This window comes from Polaromonas sp. P1_E12 (genome assembly GCF_056405975.1).
On sequence record NZ_JBFUBB010000007.1, the window covers coordinates 332,957 to 352,902 of the forward strand.

13 protein-coding genes and 1 pseudogene are annotated in these 19,946 nt (G+C 62.5%); 9 read left to right on the forward strand and 5 right to left on the reverse strand.

Annotated elements, in window-relative coordinates:
* Positions 1-373: 373 nt before the first annotated feature.
* The 7 genes from smc (at position 374) to AC1D13_RS19890 (ending at position 9,559) form a co-directional block, all read left to right on the forward strand.
* Positions 374-3,910, forward strand: coding sequence for a chromosome segregation protein SMC (gene smc / locus AC1D13_RS19860; RefSeq protein WP_457280837.1), 3,537 nt, complete (start codon positions 374-376; stop codon positions 3,908-3,910).
* A gap of 7 nt (positions 3,911-3,917) precedes the next feature.
* Positions 3,918-4,991 (forward strand): cell division protein ZipA C-terminal FtsZ-binding domain-containing protein, encoded by a 1,074-nt coding sequence (locus AC1D13_RS19865; protein WP_477665991.1) that lies wholly within the window; start codon positions 3,918-3,920, stop codon positions 4,989-4,991.
* Between the two features lie 36 nt (positions 4,992-5,027).
* Positions 5,028-7,133 (forward strand): NAD-dependent DNA ligase LigA, encoded by a 2,106-nt coding sequence (ligA, locus tag AC1D13_RS19870; RefSeq protein WP_477690164.1) that lies wholly within the window; start codon positions 5,028-5,030, stop codon positions 7,131-7,133.
* 28 nt (positions 7,134-7,161) lie between these two features.
* On the forward strand, positions 7,162-7,878 hold the full coding sequence (locus AC1D13_RS19875) for an MgtC/SapB family protein (protein ID WP_477690165.1): 717 nt from the start codon (positions 7,162-7,164) through the stop codon (positions 7,876-7,878).
* 107 nt (positions 7,879-7,985) lie between these two features.
* On the forward strand, positions 7,986-8,183 hold the full coding sequence (locus tag AC1D13_RS19880; RefSeq protein WP_457280841.1) for a hypothetical protein: 198 nt from the start codon (positions 7,986-7,988) through the stop codon (positions 8,181-8,183).
* Positions 8,184-8,222: 39 nt separating this feature from the next.
* Complete coding sequence (gene def, locus AC1D13_RS19885) at positions 8,223-8,762, forward strand: peptide deformylase (protein WP_477690166.1); 540 nt, start codon at positions 8,223-8,225, stop codon at positions 8,760-8,762.
* Between the two features lie 86 nt (positions 8,763-8,848).
* Entirely contained in the window at positions 8,849-9,559 is a 711-nt protein-coding gene (locus AC1D13_RS19890; RefSeq protein WP_477665994.1) for a class I SAM-dependent methyltransferase, read from the forward strand.
* A gap of 4 nt (positions 9,560-9,563) precedes the next feature.
* Here AC1D13_RS19890 and AC1D13_RS19895 read toward each other — a convergent pair whose 3' ends face one another.
* A complete protein-coding gene (locus AC1D13_RS19895) occupies positions 9,564-12,155 on the reverse strand; it encodes a [protein-PII] uridylyltransferase (RefSeq protein ID WP_457280844.1) in 2,592 nt (863 codons plus the stop codon).
* Positions 12,156-12,206: 51 nt separating this feature from the next.
* Positions 12,207-13,049 carry a type I methionyl aminopeptidase gene (gene map / locus AC1D13_RS19900; RefSeq protein WP_457280845.1) on the reverse strand — a complete coding sequence of 281 codons (843 nt, stop codon included), beginning with the start codon at positions 13,047-13,049 and terminating at the stop codon, positions 12,207-12,209.
* Positions 13,050-13,274: 225 nt separating this feature from the next.
* On the opposite strand from map, the gene purL reads away from it, so the two are divergent.
* Positions 13,275-17,324, forward strand: coding sequence for a phosphoribosylformylglycinamidine synthase (purL, locus tag AC1D13_RS19905; protein WP_477690167.1), 4,050 nt, complete (start codon positions 13,275-13,277; stop codon positions 17,322-17,324).
* Positions 17,325-17,327: 3 nt separating this feature from the next.
* On the forward strand, positions 17,328-17,720 hold the full coding sequence (locus tag AC1D13_RS19910; RefSeq protein ID WP_457280847.1) for a hypothetical protein: 393 nt from the start codon (positions 17,328-17,330) through the stop codon (positions 17,718-17,720).
* 1 nt (position 17,721) lies between these two features.
* Here the strand turns inward: AC1D13_RS19910 and AC1D13_RS19915 are convergent, their stop codons facing one another.
* The 3 genes and pseudogenes from AC1D13_RS19915 to AC1D13_RS19925 all read right to left on the reverse strand — a co-directional run bounded on the left by AC1D13_RS19915 (position 17,722) and on the right by AC1D13_RS19925 (position 19,900).
* Positions 17,722-18,492 (reverse strand): ABC transporter substrate-binding protein, encoded by a 771-nt coding sequence (locus AC1D13_RS19915; protein WP_457280992.1) that lies wholly within the window; start codon positions 18,490-18,492, stop codon positions 17,722-17,724.
* A gap of 96 nt (positions 18,493-18,588) precedes the next feature.
* Positions 18,589-18,900 (reverse strand): annotated as a pseudogene (locus AC1D13_RS19920) (ribosomal protein L7/L12); the annotation flags it as partial.
* Positions 18,901-19,114: 214 nt separating this feature from the next.
* On the reverse strand, positions 19,115-19,900 hold the full coding sequence (locus tag AC1D13_RS19925; RefSeq protein ID WP_457280848.1) for a peptidylprolyl isomerase: 786 nt from the start codon (positions 19,898-19,900) through the stop codon (positions 19,115-19,117).
* Positions 19,901-19,946: the final 46 nt, after the last annotated feature.

The following is a 19,946-nucleotide window of genomic DNA, read 5'->3' on the forward strand; positions in this document are numbered from 1 at the left end:
CCGCCGCCGGTTTGGGTTGCGGCCTGTCACGTCCTGGTCTGATTGCTATCAAACTAATAGCTGATCGCGCTGGTCCTTATTGGGCTTCAGGCCAATTTGATCTAAATTTCTCCGCTAGCCAGCCATTTTCAGGCAGCGAAGGGCCTGGCGTCACCCTGACAGACCGCCGCCGTGCGAAGCAAAGTGTTTCACGCCGGGCCCGTCAAGGGCCTTTTTCCCGGCAAAATCTGCGTCCCGCTCGGGTAACATGGCGGACCGTGCGCTACTGAAAGTGGTACACGGCGTGTGTCAGCGTTTTTCCGTAAAACGCCATAAAAATCAACGAGTTAGGGCTGTAACTCCCTACCTCAAGCTCAAAAAAACAGGGACAGCCGTGCGTCTCAATTCGATCAAGCTATCTGGTTTCAAATCATTCGCAGAGCCCACCAATTTCGTACTGCCGGGCCAACTGGTCGGCGTGGTGGGCCCTAACGGTTGCGGCAAGTCCAACATCATGGACGCGGTGCGCTGGGTGCTGGGCGAGAGCAAGGCCTCAGAGCTGCGCGGCGAGTCCATGCAGGACGTCATCTTCAACGGCACCACCACACGCAAGCCCGCCAGCCGCTCCAGCGTGGAACTGGTGTTTGACAACGCCGACCACCGCGCCGGCGGCCAGTGGGGCCAGTTTGTCGAGATCGCCGTCAAGCGCGTGCTGACGCGCGACGGCACCTCCAGCTACTACATCAACAACCAGCCGGTGCGCCGCCGCGACGTGCAGGACGTGTTTCTGGGCACCGGCCTGGGCCCGCGCGCCTACGCCATCATCGGCCAGGGCACCATCAGCCGAATCATCGAGTCCAAACCCGAAGAGCTGCGTCTTTTCCTCGAAGAAGCCGCCGGTGTCTCCAAGTACAAAGAGCGTCGCCGCGAGACCGCAAACCGCCTGTCGGACACCCGCGAAAACCTGACCCGCGTCGAAGACATCCTGCGCGAGCTGAACGCCAACCTGGACCGGCTTGAAAAGCAGGCCGAGGTCGCCATGCGCTACAACGCGCTGAATGCCGATGCGAGCCTGAAGCAGCACCAGCTGTGGTTCCTCAAACGCGCCGAAAGCGAAGCCGACCAGTCCAAGGTCAAGGCCGACGCCGAAAAGGCCGTGAACGACCTGGAAAGCCGCGTGGCCGACCTGCGCCACATCGAGGCCGACCTGGAAACCATTCGTCAGGCGCATTACTCGGCCGGCGACCAGGTCAACCAGGCCCAGGGCAAGCTGTATGAGGCCAGCGCTGAAGTCGGCCGCCTGGAGGCCGAGATCCGCTTCGTGGTCGACGGCCGCCAGCGCGTCGAGCAACGCCTGGCCCAGTTGAAAGAACAAACCGCCCAATGGGCCACGCGCAAGGAAGACGCCGCCGTTGAGACGGAAAACCTGGCTGCGCAAGCCATTGAAGCCGAGGAAAAAGCCGAGCTGCTGGCTGCGCAAACAGAAGAGCATCAGACCCAGCTGCCCGCCCTCGAAGACGCCCTGCGTCAGGCACAAGCCAAGGCCAATGAGCAGCGCGCCAGCGTCGGCCAGGTGCAGCAGCAAATCCAGGTGTTGGCCGCCGACCAGCGCAACATCGAAGAGCAGTCGCGCAGCCTGGGGTTGCGGCTGGAAAAGCTCACGGCAGACCGCAACGCGCTGAACGCACCCGACGAAGCGCGCCTGGCCAACCTGAACACACAGTTCACCGCCGCGCAAGAAGCCCAAGCTGAAGCCGAGGCCCGCCTGCACGAGCTGACCGACAGCGTGCCGCAGCTCGACGAAGAGCGCCGCACGCTGCAGCACACCGTCAACACCGAATCCGCCAAGCGGGCCGACCTGTCGGCACGCATGGAAGCGCTCAAGGCCTTGCAGGAAAAGGTCAAGACTGACGGCAAGCTCAAGCCCTGGCTGGCCAAGCACGGCCTCGATGGCCTGCAAGGCCTGTGGAGCCGCATCCACATCGAACAAGGCTGGGAAAACGCGCTTGAAGCTGCACTGCGTGAGCGCCTGGGCGCACTCGAAGTCAGCCGGCTCGACATGGTGCGCGGTTTTGCCGGCACCGATGGCCGCGACACGCCGCCGGCCAAGCTCTCGTTTTATTCGCCGCCCAGCGCCGCCGCGCCCGCACGCACCAACGCTGCGATCAACCTCAAACCACTGACCGAACTGCTGCGCCTCAATGATGCCGGCCAGTCGGCATTGCTGGGTGACTGGCTGCAGGGCTGCTATACGGCCCAAGGCCTGGACGACGCCCTGGCCGCGCGCGACAAGCTGCAGGCCGGCGAAGTGATTTATGTGCAAAGCGGCCATGCCGTCACGCACCACAGCGTGAGCTTTTACGCCCAGGATTCCGAACAGGCCGGCTTGCTGGCCCGCGCCCAGGAGATCGAAAACCTCGACAAGCAGCTCAAGGCCCAGGCGCTGATCAGCGAAGAGGCCCGCTCCGCGCTGATACGCGCCGAAGCCGCCTATGCCGACGCCGCCCAGCGCCTGGCCACGGCACGCCGCGAAACCGCCGAAGGCCAGAGCCGTACCCATGAGCTGCAGGTCGAAGTGCTGCGCCTGACGCAACTGGCCGAGCAGACCCGGGCGCGCAGCGAGCAGATCCAGGCCGACATGGCCGAAATCGAAGCGCAGCTCGGCGAACTGCAGGAGCGCAAGGTTACCGCCGAAGGCCGCTTTGAAGAGCTGGACATGCAACTGGCCGACAGCCAGGAACGCCATGCGCAGCTGGACGACCGCGTGATCGAAACCGAGCGCAAGCTGGGCGAATCACGTGAGCAGCAGCGCACGCTGGAACGCCAGGCGCAGGAAGCCACGTTTGCATTGCGCAGCCTGGCGTCCCGCCGCGAAGAACTGACCCGCTCCATTGACATTGCCGCTCAGCAGGCCAGCTCCATCGCGAGCGAGGAAGCGCAAGCCCGCGAAGAGCTCACGCGCCTGACAGACGCCGCCGCGCAGGCCGGCCTGCAAAGCGCACTGAGCGTGAAGCTTGAGCGTGAAGCCGACCTGGGTGCCAAGCGCAGCCAGTACGACGACCTGACCAGCAAGCTGCGCGCCAGCGATGAGCGGCGCCTGCAACTGGAGCGCGAGCTTGACCCGCTGCGCCAGCGCATCACCGAGTTCCAGCTGAAAGAGCAGGCCGCGCGTCTGGGCTTTGAGCAATACGCGCAGTTGCTGGCCGACGCGCAGGCCGACCTGGCTGCGGTGGAGCAATCCATCCAGTCCGGCAATGTGCGCCTGACCGGCCTGCAAGGCGAAATTGACCGCATCAACCGCGAAATCCAGTCGCTGGGTGCCGTCAACCTGGCCGCGCTGGACGAGCTGAGCACCGCGCGCGAACGCAAGCAATTCCTTGACGCGCAGTCTGCCGACCTGAATGAAGCCATGACCACGCTGGAAGATGCGATCAAGAAGATCGATATCGAAACGCGCGACCTGCTCTCGAGCACCTTCGAGACGGTCAACGGCCATTTCGGCCGCATGTTCCCCGAACTCTTTGGCGGCGGCAACGCCAAGCTCATGATGACAGGCGAGGAAATCCTCGATGCCGGGGTACAGGTGATCGCCCAGCCGCCCGGCAAAAAGAACCAGACCATTCACCTGCTGTCAGGCGGAGAAAAGGCGCTCACAGCCATCGCCCTGGTGTTTGCGATCTTCCAGCTCAACCCCGCGCCTTTCTGTTTGCTCGATGAGGTCGACGCGCCGCTGGACGACGCCAACACCGAGCGCTACGCCAAGCTGGTGCGCTCCATGAGCAAGGAAACGCAGTTCCTCTTCATCAGCCACAACAAGATCGCCATGGAAATGGCCGAACAGTTGATTGGCGTGACCATGCAGGAGCAGGGCGTTTCACGCATCGTGGCGGTGGACATGGAAGCCGCCATCGGTTTCGCAGAAGCAGCCTGACCCCAAAATGAGCACTTTGCAGATCAGTCTGGCGGTGGTGGGCGGGCTGGTGCTGGCCGGTGTGGTGGCACACAGCGCCTGGTCGTCGCGCAGGAACCTGCCCAAGCAGGCCACACCGGAAGCCCCCGCACCCGAGCAAGAGCTTGCACCCGCACAAAGTGGCGAAGGTGCCGCTGCTGAACGGCTGGAACCCAGCTTTGACGTGGATTCTGGCCTGGCATCGCTGGCCTCGCTCGCCACGATGAATGCATCCGACAGAAAGCCAGGTCTTGACGTGCTGATTGATGCCGTTGCGCCCGTGGTGATTGAGGGCATGGTGTCGGGCGAAGCCGCGCTTGCCGCCATGCCCAGCACGCGCCGGGCCGGCAGCAAGCCTTTCGGCGTTGAAGGCCTGAGCATCATTACCGGCGAATGGGAATTTCCCACAGCAGGGCATCGTTACAGCGCCTTTCAGTGCGGCGTGCAGCTGGCCAACCGCACCGGTGCGCTCAACCAGATTGAATACTCTGAATTCGTGATGAAGGCGCAGGCGTTTGCCGATGCGGTGGGCGGTGAGCCGGAATTTCCGGAAATGCTGGACGAGGTGGCGCGAGCCCGCGAACTCGACCAGTTTGCCAGCGGCCATGACGCACAGCTGAGCTTTACCCTGCGCGCCGTCAACACCGCCTGGAGCCCGGGTTATGTCCACCAAAGTGCGGCGCGGCTGGGCTTCGTTCCCGGCTCCATTCCCGGGCGCATGGTATTGCCGGCGAACCAGCAGGGGCAGGCCCCCATCCTGGGGCTGGCCTTCGACACACAGGCCGCCATGGCAGAAGACCCGGAGCAGACGGCGCTGCGTGAACTGACGCTGTCGCTCGACGTTCCACAGGTTTCCCGCTCCGAGCAGCCCTTTGCTCGCATGTGCGAAGCCGCGCTGTCCCTGGCTGCCAACATGGACGGTGTGATCATCGACGACAACGGCAATCTGATCCGGCCCGAGGCAATGGAAGTCATCCACGCCGACCTGGAACAGCTTTATGACACGCTGGACAGCCGCGATCTGTCGGCGGGCTCGGTGCTAGGGCGCCGGCTTTTCTCTTGATTTTCCCGGGCTTTTCGCCCGTTTCCGATCTTTTTCATGGCCACCAAAGACCTGTTTGCGCAGCCCGAACCCTCGCCGCAACCGGCTTCTGTTGCGGGGCGTGCTGCCGCCTTGCGCGCCGAGTTGCATGCCCATGCACATCGCTATTACGTGCTTGATGAGCCCACGATTCCTGACAGCGAGTACGACAAGCTGTTCAAGGAGTTGCAGGCGATTGAGGCGGCTCATCCGGAACTGCTGACACCCGATTCACCGACCCAGCGGGTAGGCGGCAAGCCGCTGGATCAGTTTGCCAGCGTGCGCCACAAGGTGCCCATGCTCAGCATTCGCACCGAAACCGACACGGAAGCCACAGGCGCCCAGAATTTCGACACCCGCGTGCGCAAGGAATTGGGCCTGGCGGAATCCGACCCGCCTGTCGAATATGTCGCCGAACTCAAGTTCGACGGCCTGGCCATGAGCCTGCGTTATGAAAACGGTGTGCTGGTGCAGGCCGCCACGCGCGGTGACGGTGAAGTTGGTGAAGACGTGACGCAGAACATCCGGACCATCAACCAGATCCCGCTTCGTTTGCCTGCCGACGCCCCGCCGGTCATGGAAGTGCGCGGCGAGGTTTACATGCGCCGCGCCGACTTCGAAGCGCTCAACGAGAAGCAGCGCGAGAAGATCGCGCAAGGCGCCAAGGGTGAAAAAACCTTCGTCAATCCGCGCAACGCCGCAGCTGGCGGCGTGCGCCAGCTGGATCCAGCGTTGGCCGCGCGGCGGCGCTTGAGTTTTTTTGCTTACGGTTTGGGGGATATCTCTCCGCCGGAAGAGGGCGGTCCGGCGTTCGAAACCCATTTTCAGCTCCTGCTAACACTCAAATCATGGGGTTTTCCGGTCGCAGCCCAAACGCAGCTTGCGCAAGGCGCTCCTGAATTAATAGCATTCCACCAGACCATGGGCAAGCAGCGCGACAGCCTGCCTTACGACATTGACGGTGTGGTCTACAAGGTCAACAGCCTGGCGCTGCAGAAAAAAATGGGCTTTGTCACGCGCGAGCCGCGCTGGGCCGTGGCGCACAAATACCCGGCGCAGGAGCAGCTCACCACCGTGCTGGCCATTGAGGTGCAGGTGGGCCGCACAGGCAAGCTGACGCCGGTTGCCAAGCTGGCACCGGTATTTGTGGGCGGTGTCACCGTGACCAACGCCACGCTGCACAACGAAGATGAAGCGCGCCGCAAGGACGTGCGCGTGGGCGATACCGTGATCGTGCGCCGCGCGGGTGACGTGATACCCGAAGTCGTCAGCGTGCAGCTCGACAAGCGGGTGCAGGATGCGCCGCAATTCACCATGCCGCACAAATGCCCGGTTTGCGGCTCCGACGCCGTGCGAGAAGAAGGTGAAGCCGATTACCGCTGCACCGGCGGACTTTTCTGCGGTGCCCAGCGCAAGGAAGCCATCCTGCATTACGCACACCGGCGCGCCGTCGAAGTCGAAGGCCTGGGCGACAAGCTGGTCGAGCAGCTGGTTGATGCCAACGTGATCCGTACCTTGCCCGATCTCTACAAACTGGGCCTGACGGCGCTCGCCAGCCTGGACCGCATGGCGGAGAAGTCTGCCAACAACTTGCTGGAAGCGCTTGAAAAGTCCAAGCAGACAACTTTGCCTCGCTTTTTGTTCGGCCTGGGCATACGGCACGTCGGCGAGGCGACGGCCAAGGAGCTGGCGCGCCATTTCGGCAAGCTGGACGCCATCATGGATGCCACCGAAGAGCAACTGCTGGAAGTCAGCGATGTGGGGCCGATCGTGGCGCAGAGTATTCGCACCTTCTTTGAGCAGGCGCACAACCGCGAAGTGGTCGAGCAACTGCGCGCCTGTGGCGTGGCCTGGGAGGAGGGCGAACCAGCTGCCCGGGCGCCCCAGCCGTTGTCGGGCAAGACTTTTGTCATCACCGGCACATTACCCACCTTGAGCCGCGACGAGGCCAAGGACAGGGTGGAGGCCGCAGGCGGCAAGGTGGCTGGCTCTGTCAGTAAAAAAACCGACTACGTGGTGGCCGGCGAAGAGGCTGGCAGCAAGCTGGTCAAGGCCCAAACACTGGGTGTTCCGGTCATCGACGAAGCGGCCTTGCTGGCCCTGCTGGCTGGCCCACCCGGATAGTTTCAGGCTCACGGGAGGCAACACACCCATGCAGGCATTCGAAAACCTCAACTCTGCGGACCTCCTGGACTCGCTCCTGAGCCTGTCTTCGGCGTTCGTCTTTGGCGCCTTGATCGGTTTTGAGCGCCAGTACCGGCAACGCACCGCAGGACTTCGCACCAACGTATTGGTGGCCGTAGGCGCCGCGATTTTTGTCGACATGGCGAATCGGCTGACCGGCGCGCAGGGCGCAGTGCATGTGGTGGCCTATGTGGTTTCGGGCATCGGCTTTTTGGGTGCCGGCGTGATCATGCGTGAGGAAGGCAATGTGCGCGGGCTCAACACGGCCGCTACCTTGTGGTGCTCGGGTGCTGTGGGCGCCTGCGCGGGGGCTGATCTGGTAGTGCAGGCAGGCATTGCCACGCTGTTCGTGCTGGCGGCCAATACCTTGCTGAGGCCCATCGTCAACCAGATCAATCGCTTGCCACTGGACGTGCAGTCGGCCGAGGTAACCAACTCGGTCTATGTGGTCACGAACGGGGGGCATCAAAAAGAGGTGCTGGGTGCCCTGGAGAAATCGCTGGAGGAGCTGCACTATCCGACCAACGACCTCAAAGTGTCCGCCTTCGGCGAGGAAGGTGTAAAGATCCAGGCGACGCTGGTCGCCATTGCGGTGGACGGCCCCGCGATGGACCGCCTTGTCCGGCAGCTCGGTGAGTTGCCTGCGGTCAGCCAAGCTTACTGGAGCGCCAGCACCACGGAATAGTGCGTCAAGGAAGCGCCTTACATGGCGTTACCGGGGTTTGCACGCCGGACGTCACGCCAGGCGACTACGCCGGACGTTGAAAAGACCTGTACACACAGGAGTTTTTCATGAATTACAAACGTTTCTCTGCCCTGGCAGGGGCCGCCGGCCTGGCTGTTTTGCTGTCTGGCTGCGTGGTGGCGCCGATTGCCCCACGTCCGGTGGCTGTTTACCCGGCCCGCCCTGTCTACGTGGAGCCGGCCCCCGTGGTGGTGGTTCCCGCGCCCGGCTATTACCGGGGTTGGGGCTATCGGCATTGGCGCTAAAACTTCCCCGATAAGGCCCTGCGCCACGATAATTGGCGCATGACCATTCGCGAAATCCTCAAAATGGGCGACCCGCGGCTGCTGCGCGTGGCTCAGCCCGTGACCGCCTTCGACACCGACGAGCTGCACCTGCTCATTGCTGACATGTTCGATACCATGCGCGCTGTCAACGGTGCCGGCCTGGCAGCCCCACAGATTGGGGTCGACCTGCAGTTGGTCATTTTTGGGACTGACACGGTCAACCCACGCTATCCCGATGCACCGGTAGTGCCCCGCACCGTCTTGCTGAACCCTTTGATCACGCCCCTGGGGCCTGAAGAAGAGGGCGGCTGGGAAGGCTGCCTTTCCGTACCCGGTCTGCGCGGCCTGGTCCCGCGCCTTTCGCGAATTCGCTACAGCGGCTTTGACCAGTACGGTGATGCGATTGAGCGTTCGGTGGACGGTTTTCACGCGCGAGTGGTGCAGCATGAGTGTGATCACCTGATTGGCAAGCTTTATCCCATGCGCATCCGCGACTTCAGCCAGTTTGGCTTTACCGAGGTGCTTTTCCCCGAACTGGACGCGTCGGACGACGACTGACCGCGGGAACGTCGAAGGGTACACTGAGGCTGATCGAGGGCTATTTCGCCCCGCCAGAGCGTGTTGTACGCAAGGAAAACTTCCGGATGTCGCACGCTCCCGTCTCGGGAGCAGTTTCCATCACCGGAGCTGCTTCGCCACCTCCCTACCAGCTGAAATTTGAAACCGTGAGCGGCAGCGGCGACGACCTGCAACTGCGTTCCTTGCTGGACCGCCAGCAATTCCATGATCCCCTCGGCGAGGCTGAACGCGAAGGCATTTCCTCGTCGGCTTGGCCTATATTCGGTTTGCTCTGGCCCTCGGGCCGTGTGCTGGCCCATGCCATGCTGACCTTTGAACTGGAAGGCAAGCGCATTCTGGAGCTCGGTTGCGGCCTGGCGCTAGCCAGCCTTGTTGTGCATCGCCGCGGTGGCGACATCACGGCGAGCGACTGTCATCCGCTGGCGGCGCAATTTCTGCTGGAAAACCTCAAACTCAACCACTTGCCTGCAATGAAATATCAGACGGGCAACTGGTCGCGCGCCAATCCGCTGCTGGAACGCTTTGACCTGATCATCGGCAGCGATGTGCTGTATGACCGTGGCCAGCCGGAGGTGTTGTCGCAGTTCATCGAGCTGCATGCGCTGCCGCACACCGAAGTGCTGATTGTCGATCCGGACCGCGGCAACCGGGCCAGCTTCAATCGAAAAATGGATGCACTGGGCTATTCGCGCACTGAGACGCGCGTGACCAAATTGCCGGCCGGCGGCAGCTACAAGGGGCGTCTGTTGCAATACCTGCGGAAACCAGTCGCCTGAAGCTTCAGGTATTGAGCGCTTCCAGGAGCTCCGTCTCGATCGCGATCTGTGCCTTGTTGTGCTGCAGCTCCGGTCCATCGATCAAAAATGTATCTTCCACGCGCTCGCCCAGGGTGCTGACCTTGGCGAGCTGCAGGTTGATGCGGTGACGGGCCAGCACCCGTGCGATGCGGTAGAGCAGCCCGACCCGGTCGCTGGCCGATACGCTGAGCAACCAGCGCTGGGCTTTTTCATCGGGTCGCAGGTCCACGCGCGGAGCGATCGGGAAACTCTTGACCCGGCGCGACACACGGCCTTTACTCGGAGGCGGCAGAGGCCCGGGGTTCTCGATGGTGCGATCCAGTTCGGCCTCCACCATGGCCGCCAGTTCGCGGTAGTGGTCGGCCAGCGTGGGGCTGACCACCTGGAAGGTGTCCAGCGCATAACCGTTTTTCGCCGTGTGGATCTTGGCGTCCAGGATGCTGAAGCCGGCTTCGTCAAAGTAGCCGCAGATGCGCGCAAACAGATCGGGCGCGTCGGGCGTGTAAACCAGCACCTGCATGCCTTCACCCGCCGACGAGCGGCGCGCGCGGACGATCGCCTTGGCCTTGCCCACATGCCGTGACAGCTGGCGTGCATGCCAGGCGATGTCGGAGGCCTCATGGCGCATGAAATAGCTGACATCCAGCGTATCCCACAGTGCCTTGTGCGCCTCGAAAGGTTCAGCGTGCAGGGCCAGCGTGGTCAGGGCTTCGCGCTTGCGGGCCTCCACTTCGGCATCCGCGTCGGGTGCGCGGCCACCCAGCACGCGCAGCGTGTAGCGGTACAGGTCTTCCAGCAGCTTGCCTTTCCAGGCGTTCCAGACCTTGGGGCTGGTGCCGCGGATGTCGGCCACCGTCAGCAGGTAGAGCGCTGTCAGATAGCGCTCGTTGCCCACGCGTTTGGCAAACGCGGCAATTACTTCGGGGTTGCTCAGGTCTTCCTTCTGGGCGATGCGGCTCATGCTCAGATGTTCGCCCACCAGGAATTCGATGAGTTTGGAGTCTTCGGCGCCAATACCATGCTGGCGGCAAAAAACGCGCACGTCCTTGCAACCCAGCTCGGAGTGGTCGCCGCCGCGGCCCTTGGCGATGTCGTGGAACAGCGCAGCGATGTAAAGAATCCAGGGCTTGTCCCAGCCGGCCGCGAGCTGCGAGCACATCGGGTATTCGTGCGAGTGCTCGGCCATGAAGAAACGCCGCACGTTGCGCAGAACCATCAGGATGTGCTGGTCCACCGTATAGACGTGGAACAGGTCGTGCTGCATCTGCCCGACGATCTTGCGGAAGATCCAGAGGTAGCGGCCCAGCACCGAGGTCTGGTTCATCAGCCGCATGGCATGCGTGATGCCCTCGGGCTGCTGAAGGATGCGCCGGAAGGTGTCGCGGTTGACCGGATCGCTGCGGAACTTGCTGTTCATCAGTCCGCGGGCGTTGTAGAGAGCGCGCAGCGTGCGCGCCGACAGGCCCTTGATGCCCACGGTTGTCTCGAATACCAAAAAGGTTTCCAGAATGGCGTGCGGTTCACGCGCATACAGGTCGTCGCTGACCACCTCCAGCATGCCGGCCTTGTCGAAAAACCGTTCGTTGATAGGCCGCAGCGGGTAGGTGTTGGGGTTGAGCCGCTCTTCGATATTGAGCAGCAGGATCTGGTTGAGCTGGGTGACCGCTTTGGCCGCCCAGTAGTAGCGTTTCATCACGGCCTCGCTGGCGCGGCGCGGCACTTTGCTGCCGTCGTCGGCCTCCGCAGAATAGCCAAAGGACTCGGCCACAGCGGTTTGCAGGTCAAACACCAGCCGGTCTTCGCGCCGCCCGGCGATCAGGTGCAGGCGGGCGCGTATCAGGCTCAGCAGCGCTTCGTTGGCCTTGATCTGCCGCACCTCGAAAGGCGTAGCCAGGCCGTTGCGGGCCAGGTCGTCCCAGGACTTGCCCAGGCCGGCGGCGCGCGCCACCCACAAAATCACCTGCAGGTCGCGCAGTCCACCCGGGGATTCCTTGCAGTTGGGCTCGAGCGAGTAGGGCGTATTTTCGAATTTGTTGTGGCGCTGCCGCAGCTCCAGCGTCTTGGCCACGTAAAAGGCCTGCGGGTCCAGCACGACGGCTAGCCGGTTTTGCAGCTGCAGGAAGTTCTTTTTGGACCCGGCGACCAGGCGGGCTTCAAGCAGCGAGGTCTGCACCGTAACGTCCTTGGCCGCTTCTTCGACACAACCGGAAATCGTCCGCACGCTGGAGCCAATTTCCAGGCCTACATCCCAGCAGGCGCCGATGAAGCTCTCTACCTTGGCCTTGAGGGCCGGGTCGCCGTCGATGTTGGCGCTGTCCGGCAACAGCAGCAGCACGTCTACATCCGAATGGGGAAACAGCTCGCCACGGCCAAAGCCTCCTGCGGCCACCAGGCAGGCGGAAACCGGAAAGCCGGCCCGCTGCCAGAGCAGCTGCAGGGTCGCGTCGGCATGGCGGGCGAATTTTTGCAGCAGGCTGTGGATGCCGCGGGACGAGGCGCCGCTGGCGGCCAGCGTGGCGAGGAGGGCGGCTTTCCCCGCTTTGTATTGCTCGCGGACCGGGGCCAGCTCGATCATCGCGGAGCTCGCAGGGTCAGAAAGTGCGCGGGGCGCCACTGTGCGCCTGGCTCAGGCACTGACAGCGGCTTGGGCAGGGCTGCTTTGCGGGACAAACGCCGGGATCGGCGGGCTGCCGGCGGACAGGGTCAGTACCTCATAGCCGGTTTCGGTCACCAAAATGGTGTGTTCCCACTGGGCGGACAAGGAGTGGTCGCGCGTCACGATGCTCCAGCCGTCTTTCTCGGGGCCGTCCTTGATATCGCGCTTGCCGGCATTGATCATGGGTTCGATGGTGAAGGTCATGCCCGGTGTGAGCTCTTCGAGCGTGCCGGGGCGGCCGTAGTGCAGCACTTGCGGTTCTTCGTGGAATTTTTGGCCAATTCCATGACCGCAAAACTCGCGAACCACGGAAAACCCCTGTTTTTCGGCAAAAGTCTGGATCGCAAAGCCGATATCGCCCAGCCTGACCCCGGGCTTGACGCGCATGATGCCCTGCCACATGGCTTCATAGGTCACATGGCAGAGCCGCTTGGCCGCAATGGAAGCTTCGCCAACCAGGTACATGCGGCTGTTGTCGCCGTGCCAGCCGTCCTTGGTGATGACGGTCACGTCAATATTGACAATGTCGCCTTTTTTCAACGGTTTGTCGTTGGGAATGCCATGGCAGACCTGGTGGTTGATGGAAGTGCACAGCGACTTGGGATAAGGCACATAACCGGGAGGGCCATAGCCCAGCGTGGCCGGAATGGTGCCTTGAACCTGGGTCATGTAGTCATGGGCCAGCCGGTCTATTTCATTGGTGGTGACACCCGGTTTCACGAAAGGGGTGAGGTAGTCCAGCACCTCGGAAGCAAGCCTTCCCGCCAGGCGCATGCCTTCAATTCCTGCGGCATCTTTGTAAGTAATACTCATGGCCCCGATTATCCCACCGCTCCCGGGCACATGCATTTTCAGCATGGGACCAAGGGGCTTTGGCTTTGGCCCGAATGTGGCCCGAACGGATCGCAAAAGTGCCCGGGCGCACCGGCAGCAAACCGGGGAAGGCCTTCAGTCGCTGATAAAATTACGGGTTAACGCTAGCCCGTTAAACCCAACAGCCATGCGCTGCCCACCTCCCATTACAAGGCCACCGCTACCGTGACCCTGCACCTGACGACTTTTGAGGGCGAACCCCACGGGATCAGCGCCCTCAGCGATTTCCGCGTCCAGCAACTCCTTCCCCGCCTGCAAGCCATCCACGACAAGATCGTGGGCATCAGCGCCCGGTTTGTGCATCTGGTTGCCACGGAGGCACCGCCTTCAGACATCGTCAAGGGCCAGCTCTCAGCATTGCTTACCTATGGTGATCCTTGCACTGCAGGCGCCGGCAAAACCGATGATGCACTGACCTTTATTGTTTCGCCGCGCTTTGGCACCGTCTCCCCCTGGGCGTCAAAGGCCACGGACATCGCCCACAACTGCGGCCTGGCCGTCAAGCGCATCGAGCGCATCACCGAGTACCGCATTACCTTGAAAAGCGGCTTTTTCAGCAAAACGGCCCTGACGGATGCCCAGCGCGAGCAGGTCGCCGGCCTGCTGCACGACCGCATGACTGAAAGCGTGATGTTGGATCGCGCGCAGGCTGCCGGCCTCTTCACCGAATTGCAAGGCGCACCGCTACAGACCATCGACGTGCTGGCCGGTGGCAAAGCGGCCCTGGAAGCCGCCAATGCCGAATTTGGCCTGGCGCTGGCAGCCGATGAAATCGACTACCTGGTCAACGCCTTCACCCAGCTCAAACGCAACCCGACCGACGTTGAGCTCATGATGTTCGCCCAGGCCAACAGCGAGCACTGCCGCCACAAGATCTTCAACGCCGACTTCACGATTGACGGCGTTGCGCAGGAGAAAAGCCTGTTCGGCATGATCCGCAACACCGAAAAACTGCATCCCCAGCACACCGTAGTGGCTTATTCGGACAACGCCTCGGTCATGGAAGGTTATAAAACCCAGCGGTTTTATGCCAAAAATAATGCCAAATTGGCCTCTAGCCCAACAGGAGAAAGCGCGAGCAGCTATCAAACTTATAGCGCCACGGATGACGTGTTGATGCATGTGCTGATGAAAGTCGAGACGCACAACCATCCCACGGCCATCTCACCGTTTCCGGGCGCTTCTACCGGCGCGGGCGGCGAGATTCGCGACGAAGGCGCGACCGGCCGCGGCTCCAAGCCAAAGGCGGGCCTGACAGGTTTCACCGTGTCCAGGCTGTTTGACGACGCCGCCACGTCCTATGGCAAGCCCGAGCACATCGCCAGCCCGCTGCAGATCATGACGGAAGGTCCGCTGGGCGGCGCGGCCTTCAACAACGAGTTCGGCCGGCCCAACCTCAACGGCTACTTCCGCGAATACGAGCAAACCGTAGGCGGCCAGCGCTGGGGTTACCACAAGCCCATCATGATTGCGGGTGGCGTCGGCACGATCGACGCGGCACTGACCAAAAAGATTTTGTTCCCGGCCGGCACCCTGCTCATCCAGCTGGGTGGCCCCGGCATGCGCATCGGCATGGGCGGCAGCGCGGCCAGTTCCATGGCCTCGGGGGCCAACGCGGCCCAGCTTGACTTTGACTCGGTGCAGCGCGGTAACCCTGAAATCGAACGCCGCGCCCAGGAAGTCATCAACCAGTGTGCCCAGTTGGGCGGGGCCAACCCCATCCTGGCGATCCACGACGTGGGCGCCGGCGGTTTGTCCAATGCCTTTCCTGAGCTGGTGAATGACGCCGGGCGAGGTGCGAAGTTTGATTTGCGTGCCGTGCCACTGGAAGAAAGCGGCCTTTCGCCCAAGGAAATCTGGAGCAATGAAAGCCAGGAGCGTTACGTGATGGCGATTGCGCCCGAATCACTTTCGCAGTTCCAGGCTTTTTGCGAACGCGAGCGTTGCCCGTTTGCTGTGATCGGTGTGGCTACCGAAGAGAAGCAACTGGTGCTGTCAGACAAGGAGGCCGCACCTCCCGTGGATATGCCCATGAATGTCCTCTTGGGCAAGCCGCCCAAGATGCACCGTGACGTGAAATCCGTCAAGCACATCGTCAAGCCTATAGACCTGACCGGTGTGGACCTGCAGAAAAGCGCGATTGCGGTGCTTAGCCACCCGACCGTCGCCTCCAAGCGCTTCCTGATCACCATCGGCGACCGCACCGTGAGCGGCCTCACGCACCGTGACCAGATGGTCGGCCCCTGGCAGGTGCCGGTGGCTGATTGCGCCGTCACGCTGGCCGACTACAGCGGTTTTGCCGGCGAGGCCATGAGCATGGGCGAACGCACGCCGCTGGCCACCGTCAACGCCGCCGCCTCCGGCCGCATGGCGGTCGCCGAGGCCATTACCAACCTGCTGGCGGCACCGATTGAGCTGCCGCGCGTCAAGCTGTCGGCCAACTGGATGGCCGCATGCGGCGAACCCGGCCAGGACGCAGCGCTGTACGAAACCGTCAAAGCCGTGGGCATGGAGCTTTGCCCGGCGCTGGGCGTGTCGATTCCCGTTGGCAAGGATTCCTTGTCCATGCGCACCGTGTGGAGCGACGGCGCTGACAGCAAGAAGGTGACCTCGCCTGTGTCGCTGATCGTCAGCGCATTCGCTACGCTGCCCGATGTGCGCGGCACACTCACGCCGCAACTGAACCGTGATGAAGCCGACAGCACCCTGATCCTGATCGACCTGGGCAAAGGCCAGAATCGCATGGGCGGCTCCATCCTCGCGCAGACGCTGGACAAGGAAGAGGGCGAGGTGCCCGATCTCGACGACCCGAAAGACCTGGTCAACCTCGTCAATGCGATCAATGCGCTGCGCAGGGAAGGCCGGCTCATGGCCTACCACGACCGCAGCGACGGCGGCCTGTTCGCCGCGGTCTGCGAGATGGGTTTTGCCGGCAACGTCGGCGTGTCGCTCAACATCGACATGCTGCTGGTCGAAGGCGACGGCATTTCCGACAGCCGCATGGACACCGGCGACAGCAAGAACTGGGCAAGCCAGGTCGGTGCGCGCCGCGAAGAGCTCACGCTCAAGGCTTTGTTCAACGAAGAGCTGGGCACTGTCATCCAGGTGGCGACGTCCGCGCGCAACGAGGTCATGCAGACCCTGCGCGAACATGGCCTTTCCAAATTCAGCCATTTCATCGGCAAGACCCGCCCACAGCATGCCTCGCTCGAAGTCGGCAAAGGTGAGATCCAGGTCTGGCGCGACACCAAGGCCGTGTTCTCGGCCAAACTGCAGGACCTGCATCAGGTCTGGGATGCCGTCAGCTGGAAGATCTGCCAGCAGCGCGACAACCCCGACTGTGCCAATACTGAACACGCGGCCGCCGGCAACCCCGTCGATCCGGGCCTGCATGTGCAACTAACGTTTGATCCAGTCAAAGTGCTGTCGGCGCCCGCGCTCAACCTGTCGGCGCGGCCACGCGTGGCGGTGCTGCGCGAGCAGGGCGTCAATTCGCATGTGGAAATGGCTTACGTCTTCACCGAAGCCGGCTTTGAAGCCTGCGATGTGCACATGACCGACCTTCAAACCGGCCGCGCCAGACTGGCCGACTTCAAGGGCATCGTGGCTTGTGGCGGTTTCAGCTACGGCGACACCCTGGGCGCCGGCATCGGCTGGGCGCGTTCCGTGACCTTCAACCCGGTGCTATCTGACGAGTTCAAGGCGTTCTTTGCGCGCCAGGACACCTTTGGTTTGGGCGTGTGCAACGGCTGCCAGATGTTTGCCGAGCTGGCCGACATCATCCCGGGCGCCGAGGCCTGGCCGCGCTTTACCACCAACCGCAGCGAGCGCTTTGAAGCACGCCTGAGCATGGTCGAGGTGCTGGAGTCCCCCAGCATCTTCCTGCAGGGCATGGCCGGCAGCCGCCTGCCGATCGCCGTCGCGCATGGCGAGGGCTATGCCAATTTCGCCTTCCGGGGCGATGCCTCCAAAGCGATTGCCGCGATGCGTTTTACCGACAACGATGGCAAGCCGACCGAAGCTTATCCGGCCAACCCCAACGGCAGCGCCGGCGGCCTCACCGCCGTGACCACGGCTGACGGCCGCTTCACGGCCATGATGCCGCACCCCGAGCGCGTGTTCCGCAACATCCAGAAGAGCTGGACTTCAGGCAATAGCAGCGAGCACAGCCCGTGGATGAGCCTCTGGCACAACGCGCGCAAGTGGGTGGGTTGATCCTTGGGTGTTGACGCGGTACGGCGCATCTCCTACGTCGTTCCCTATGCGCTGGTTGCGCTGCTCGCCTGGCTGGGTAACCTGTCCTGGTGGGCTGTGGCAATGCTGGCTGGTGGCGGCATTTTTGCGTGGGACTGGCTTTGGGGCGACAGAAACCTGCTTGAGGCCGGTCACGGCCTGGCTTTGACCGCGGTGGGCATGCTGTGCCTGACGGCGTCTTTCTTTCTGGCACGCGGCTTGAATCTGTCGCTTGCGGAATTCCAGGAGCTTGCACGCGGCTTGCCGCGCAGGCACAACCTGCCTTATCTCTTGCCTGTCATTGGTGTTGGACTCATCCTTTATGGGCTTCTTGGCTGGAGCCGCGCCTGGCTTTTGCAGAGAGAAGAGCGCTGGTGACTTACCGGTGTGGCGGCGCCACCGCAGCGCCTTCAATGCCATGGCGCGCCAGCGCTGCCGCCACAAAGCCGGAAGCTTTCATCTCCTCGACGAACGCACCCAGGTAACGCGCACCGGCATCACGCCCTTTAGGCAGGCCCATGGCCTGGTTGATCACCATAAAGCGTCCCGGCAGCAAGCGCACGCCCGACACGCGTTTGGCGTCGGCCTCCAGTTGCTGCTTGACTCCCGCCGCCACTTCCACGTTTTGCGCGATCATCACATCGGTCACGGCGGGTGAGGTGGGAGCCTTGACCAGCTTCGCCGCCTTCAGCTCACGGGTCAGGTAGAGGTCATAGGCACTGCCGTTGCCGACCACAATGCGGTTGGCCGCCTGGTCCACCTCTTCATTGCGCCGGATGGGGGAGTCGTTTTTCACCAGGTAAGCACCTTCGATGATGACGTAGGGCGGCGTCTGCAGCATGTCGGCACCGCGCACCGGGTCAATGGCTACAAAAGCAATGTCCACCTGCGCATCCCTGACCGCTTCGACCACCTTGCCAGCAGAATTGAAGGTGACGAGTTCCACCGGTACACCGAGACGCCTGCCCAATTCGCGCGACAGATCCACCGAGACGCCCCGCGGCTCGCCGGTGGCGGGATCTTTCACCGCGAGGATGGGGTTGCCGAAGTTGATGGCTGCCTTGAGCTTGCCCGAAGGCGCTAATTCGGCCGCGGGAGCCGGCGGCGCAGAGACGCAACCCAGCAGCGCAAAAGCAGCCAGCGCCAGCATGGCCAGCGCAACAAGCCACCACCATGTGCCATTGGAGCTGCGCACCTGACCCGGGGACGGTCCCTCGCTCGCGTGCGGTCCGGCGCCCGCGGCATCTACCGCATCCTTGGCCTCCTTGAGACCCAAGCCAGTCAGGTCCCGCAAGCGCCGTATCGCCTCTATCTTGTTGCCCTGGTCCAGCGCTTCCTGCACCTGCGCGGGCAGAGGTGCGTCGGCGGCGAATGCCTTTGGCGCAAATCCCGCGGCAGGCGGTTCGCCACACATCGAGGCTTCCACCGCATCCTTGGCTTCCTGAAGGCCCAAACCTGTGAGACTGCGCAGCCGCTTAACCGCCTCTACTTTGTTGCCTTGGTCCAGTGCTTCTTGCACCTGTGCGGGCAGGGCGGAAGGAGAATCGGGGTTGCTCATGCGGCGCTCGACTGTGCGGCGGAAGATTGAGGGAAAACAATGCGCTTGGACATGGGACCTCCAGAAGAGTGTGAGCCATTGGAGCGGTGCCGGCTGCTCCCGTCAATCGGGAAACACGCCTCTTTTAAGGCGGGGTCACCGGTCGCAATTGCCCAGCACAGAAATAAAAACGCGGCCACATGGGCCGCGTTTGCGAAGGCCGCTTCCCCGCGGCTTATTCCACCTTGGCTTTTTTGCGCAGCTCTTCCTGGAACGCCGCCAGCTTTTGCTGCTGCATTTGCTGGGCGATCTGCGGCTTCACTTCCTCGAAAGAGGGGAGCTGGGCCGTACGGATGTCGTCTACACGAATGACGTGATAGCCGAACTGGGTTTTCACCGGGGTATCGGTGGTCTGGCCCTTATTGAGCTTGACCAGCGCCTCGGTGAACTCAGGCACGTAACTGGAGGGGTTGGCCCAGTCCAGGTCGCCGCCCTTGGCACCGGATCCGGGATCCTTGGACTTCTTCTTGGCGATGTCATCGAACTTGCCGCCCTTTTTCAGGCTGGCAATGATCTCTTTGGCCTCGGCTTCCTTTTCGACCAGGATGTGGCGGGCCTTGTACTCCTTGCCGCCATTGGCTTCGGCAAATTTGTCGTATTCGGCCTTCAGCTCGACATCTGTCACCGGATTCTTCTTCTGGAAGTCAGAAAACAGCTCGCGGATCAGGATGGTCTGGCGTGCCAGTTCCATTTGCACCTTGACGTCATCGCTGGAAGCCAGGCCCCGCTTTTCCGCTTCCTGCATGAACACTTCGCGCGCAATCACTTCTTCACGAAGCTGGCCTTCCATCTCAGGCGTTACTGGCCGGCCGGACTTGGCGACCTGTTGCGCCAGTGAGTCCAGGCGCGATTTTGGAACGGCCTTGCCATTGACGATGGCCACGTTCTGCGCCATGGCGCCCTGTGCGCCCAGTGCCAGCAGCGCCGCTACGGCGGTGCCGAGTAACAGATGTTTCTTCATGATGTTTTTGTAGTCCTTTTGGTAATGCTTGAAAACGTTTGGCAAG

Bases quoted from the DNA above. Each gene is read 5' to 3' on its own strand.
- AC1D13_RS19865 (WP_477665991.1), top strand. From the start codon at position 3,918: ATGAGCACTTTGCAGATCAGTCTGGCGGTGGTGGGCGGGCTGGTGCTG.
- ligA (WP_477690164.1), top strand. From the start codon at position 5,028: ATGGCCACCAAAGACCTGTTTGCGCAGCCCGAACCCTCGCCGCAACCG.
- AC1D13_RS19875 (WP_477690165.1), top strand. From the start codon at position 7,162: ATGCAGGCATTCGAAAACCTCAACTCTGCGGACCTCCTGGACTCGCTC.
- AC1D13_RS19880 (WP_457280841.1), top strand. From the start codon at position 7,986: ATGAATTACAAACGTTTCTCTGCCCTGGCAGGGGCCGCCGGCCTGGCT.
- def (WP_477690166.1), top strand. From the start codon at position 8,223: ATGACCATTCGCGAAATCCTCAAAATGGGCGACCCGCGGCTGCTGCGC.
- AC1D13_RS19890 (WP_477665994.1), top strand. From the start codon at position 8,849: ATGTCGCACGCTCCCGTCTCGGGAGCAGTTTCCATCACCGGAGCTGCT.
- AC1D13_RS19895 (WP_457280844.1), bottom strand. From the start codon at position 12,155: ATGATCGAGCTGGCCCCGGTCCGCGAGCAATACAAAGCGGGGAAAGCC.
- map (WP_457280845.1), bottom strand. From the start codon at position 13,049: ATGAGTATTACTTACAAAGATGCCGCAGGAATTGAAGGCATGCGCCTG.
- AC1D13_RS19915 (WP_457280992.1), bottom strand. From the start codon at position 18,492: ATGCTGGCGCTGGCTGCTTTTGCGCTGCTGGGTTGCGTCTCTGCGCCG.
- AC1D13_RS19925 (WP_457280848.1), bottom strand. From the start codon at position 19,900: ATGAAGAAACATCTGTTACTCGGCACCGCCGTAGCGGCGCTGCTGGCA.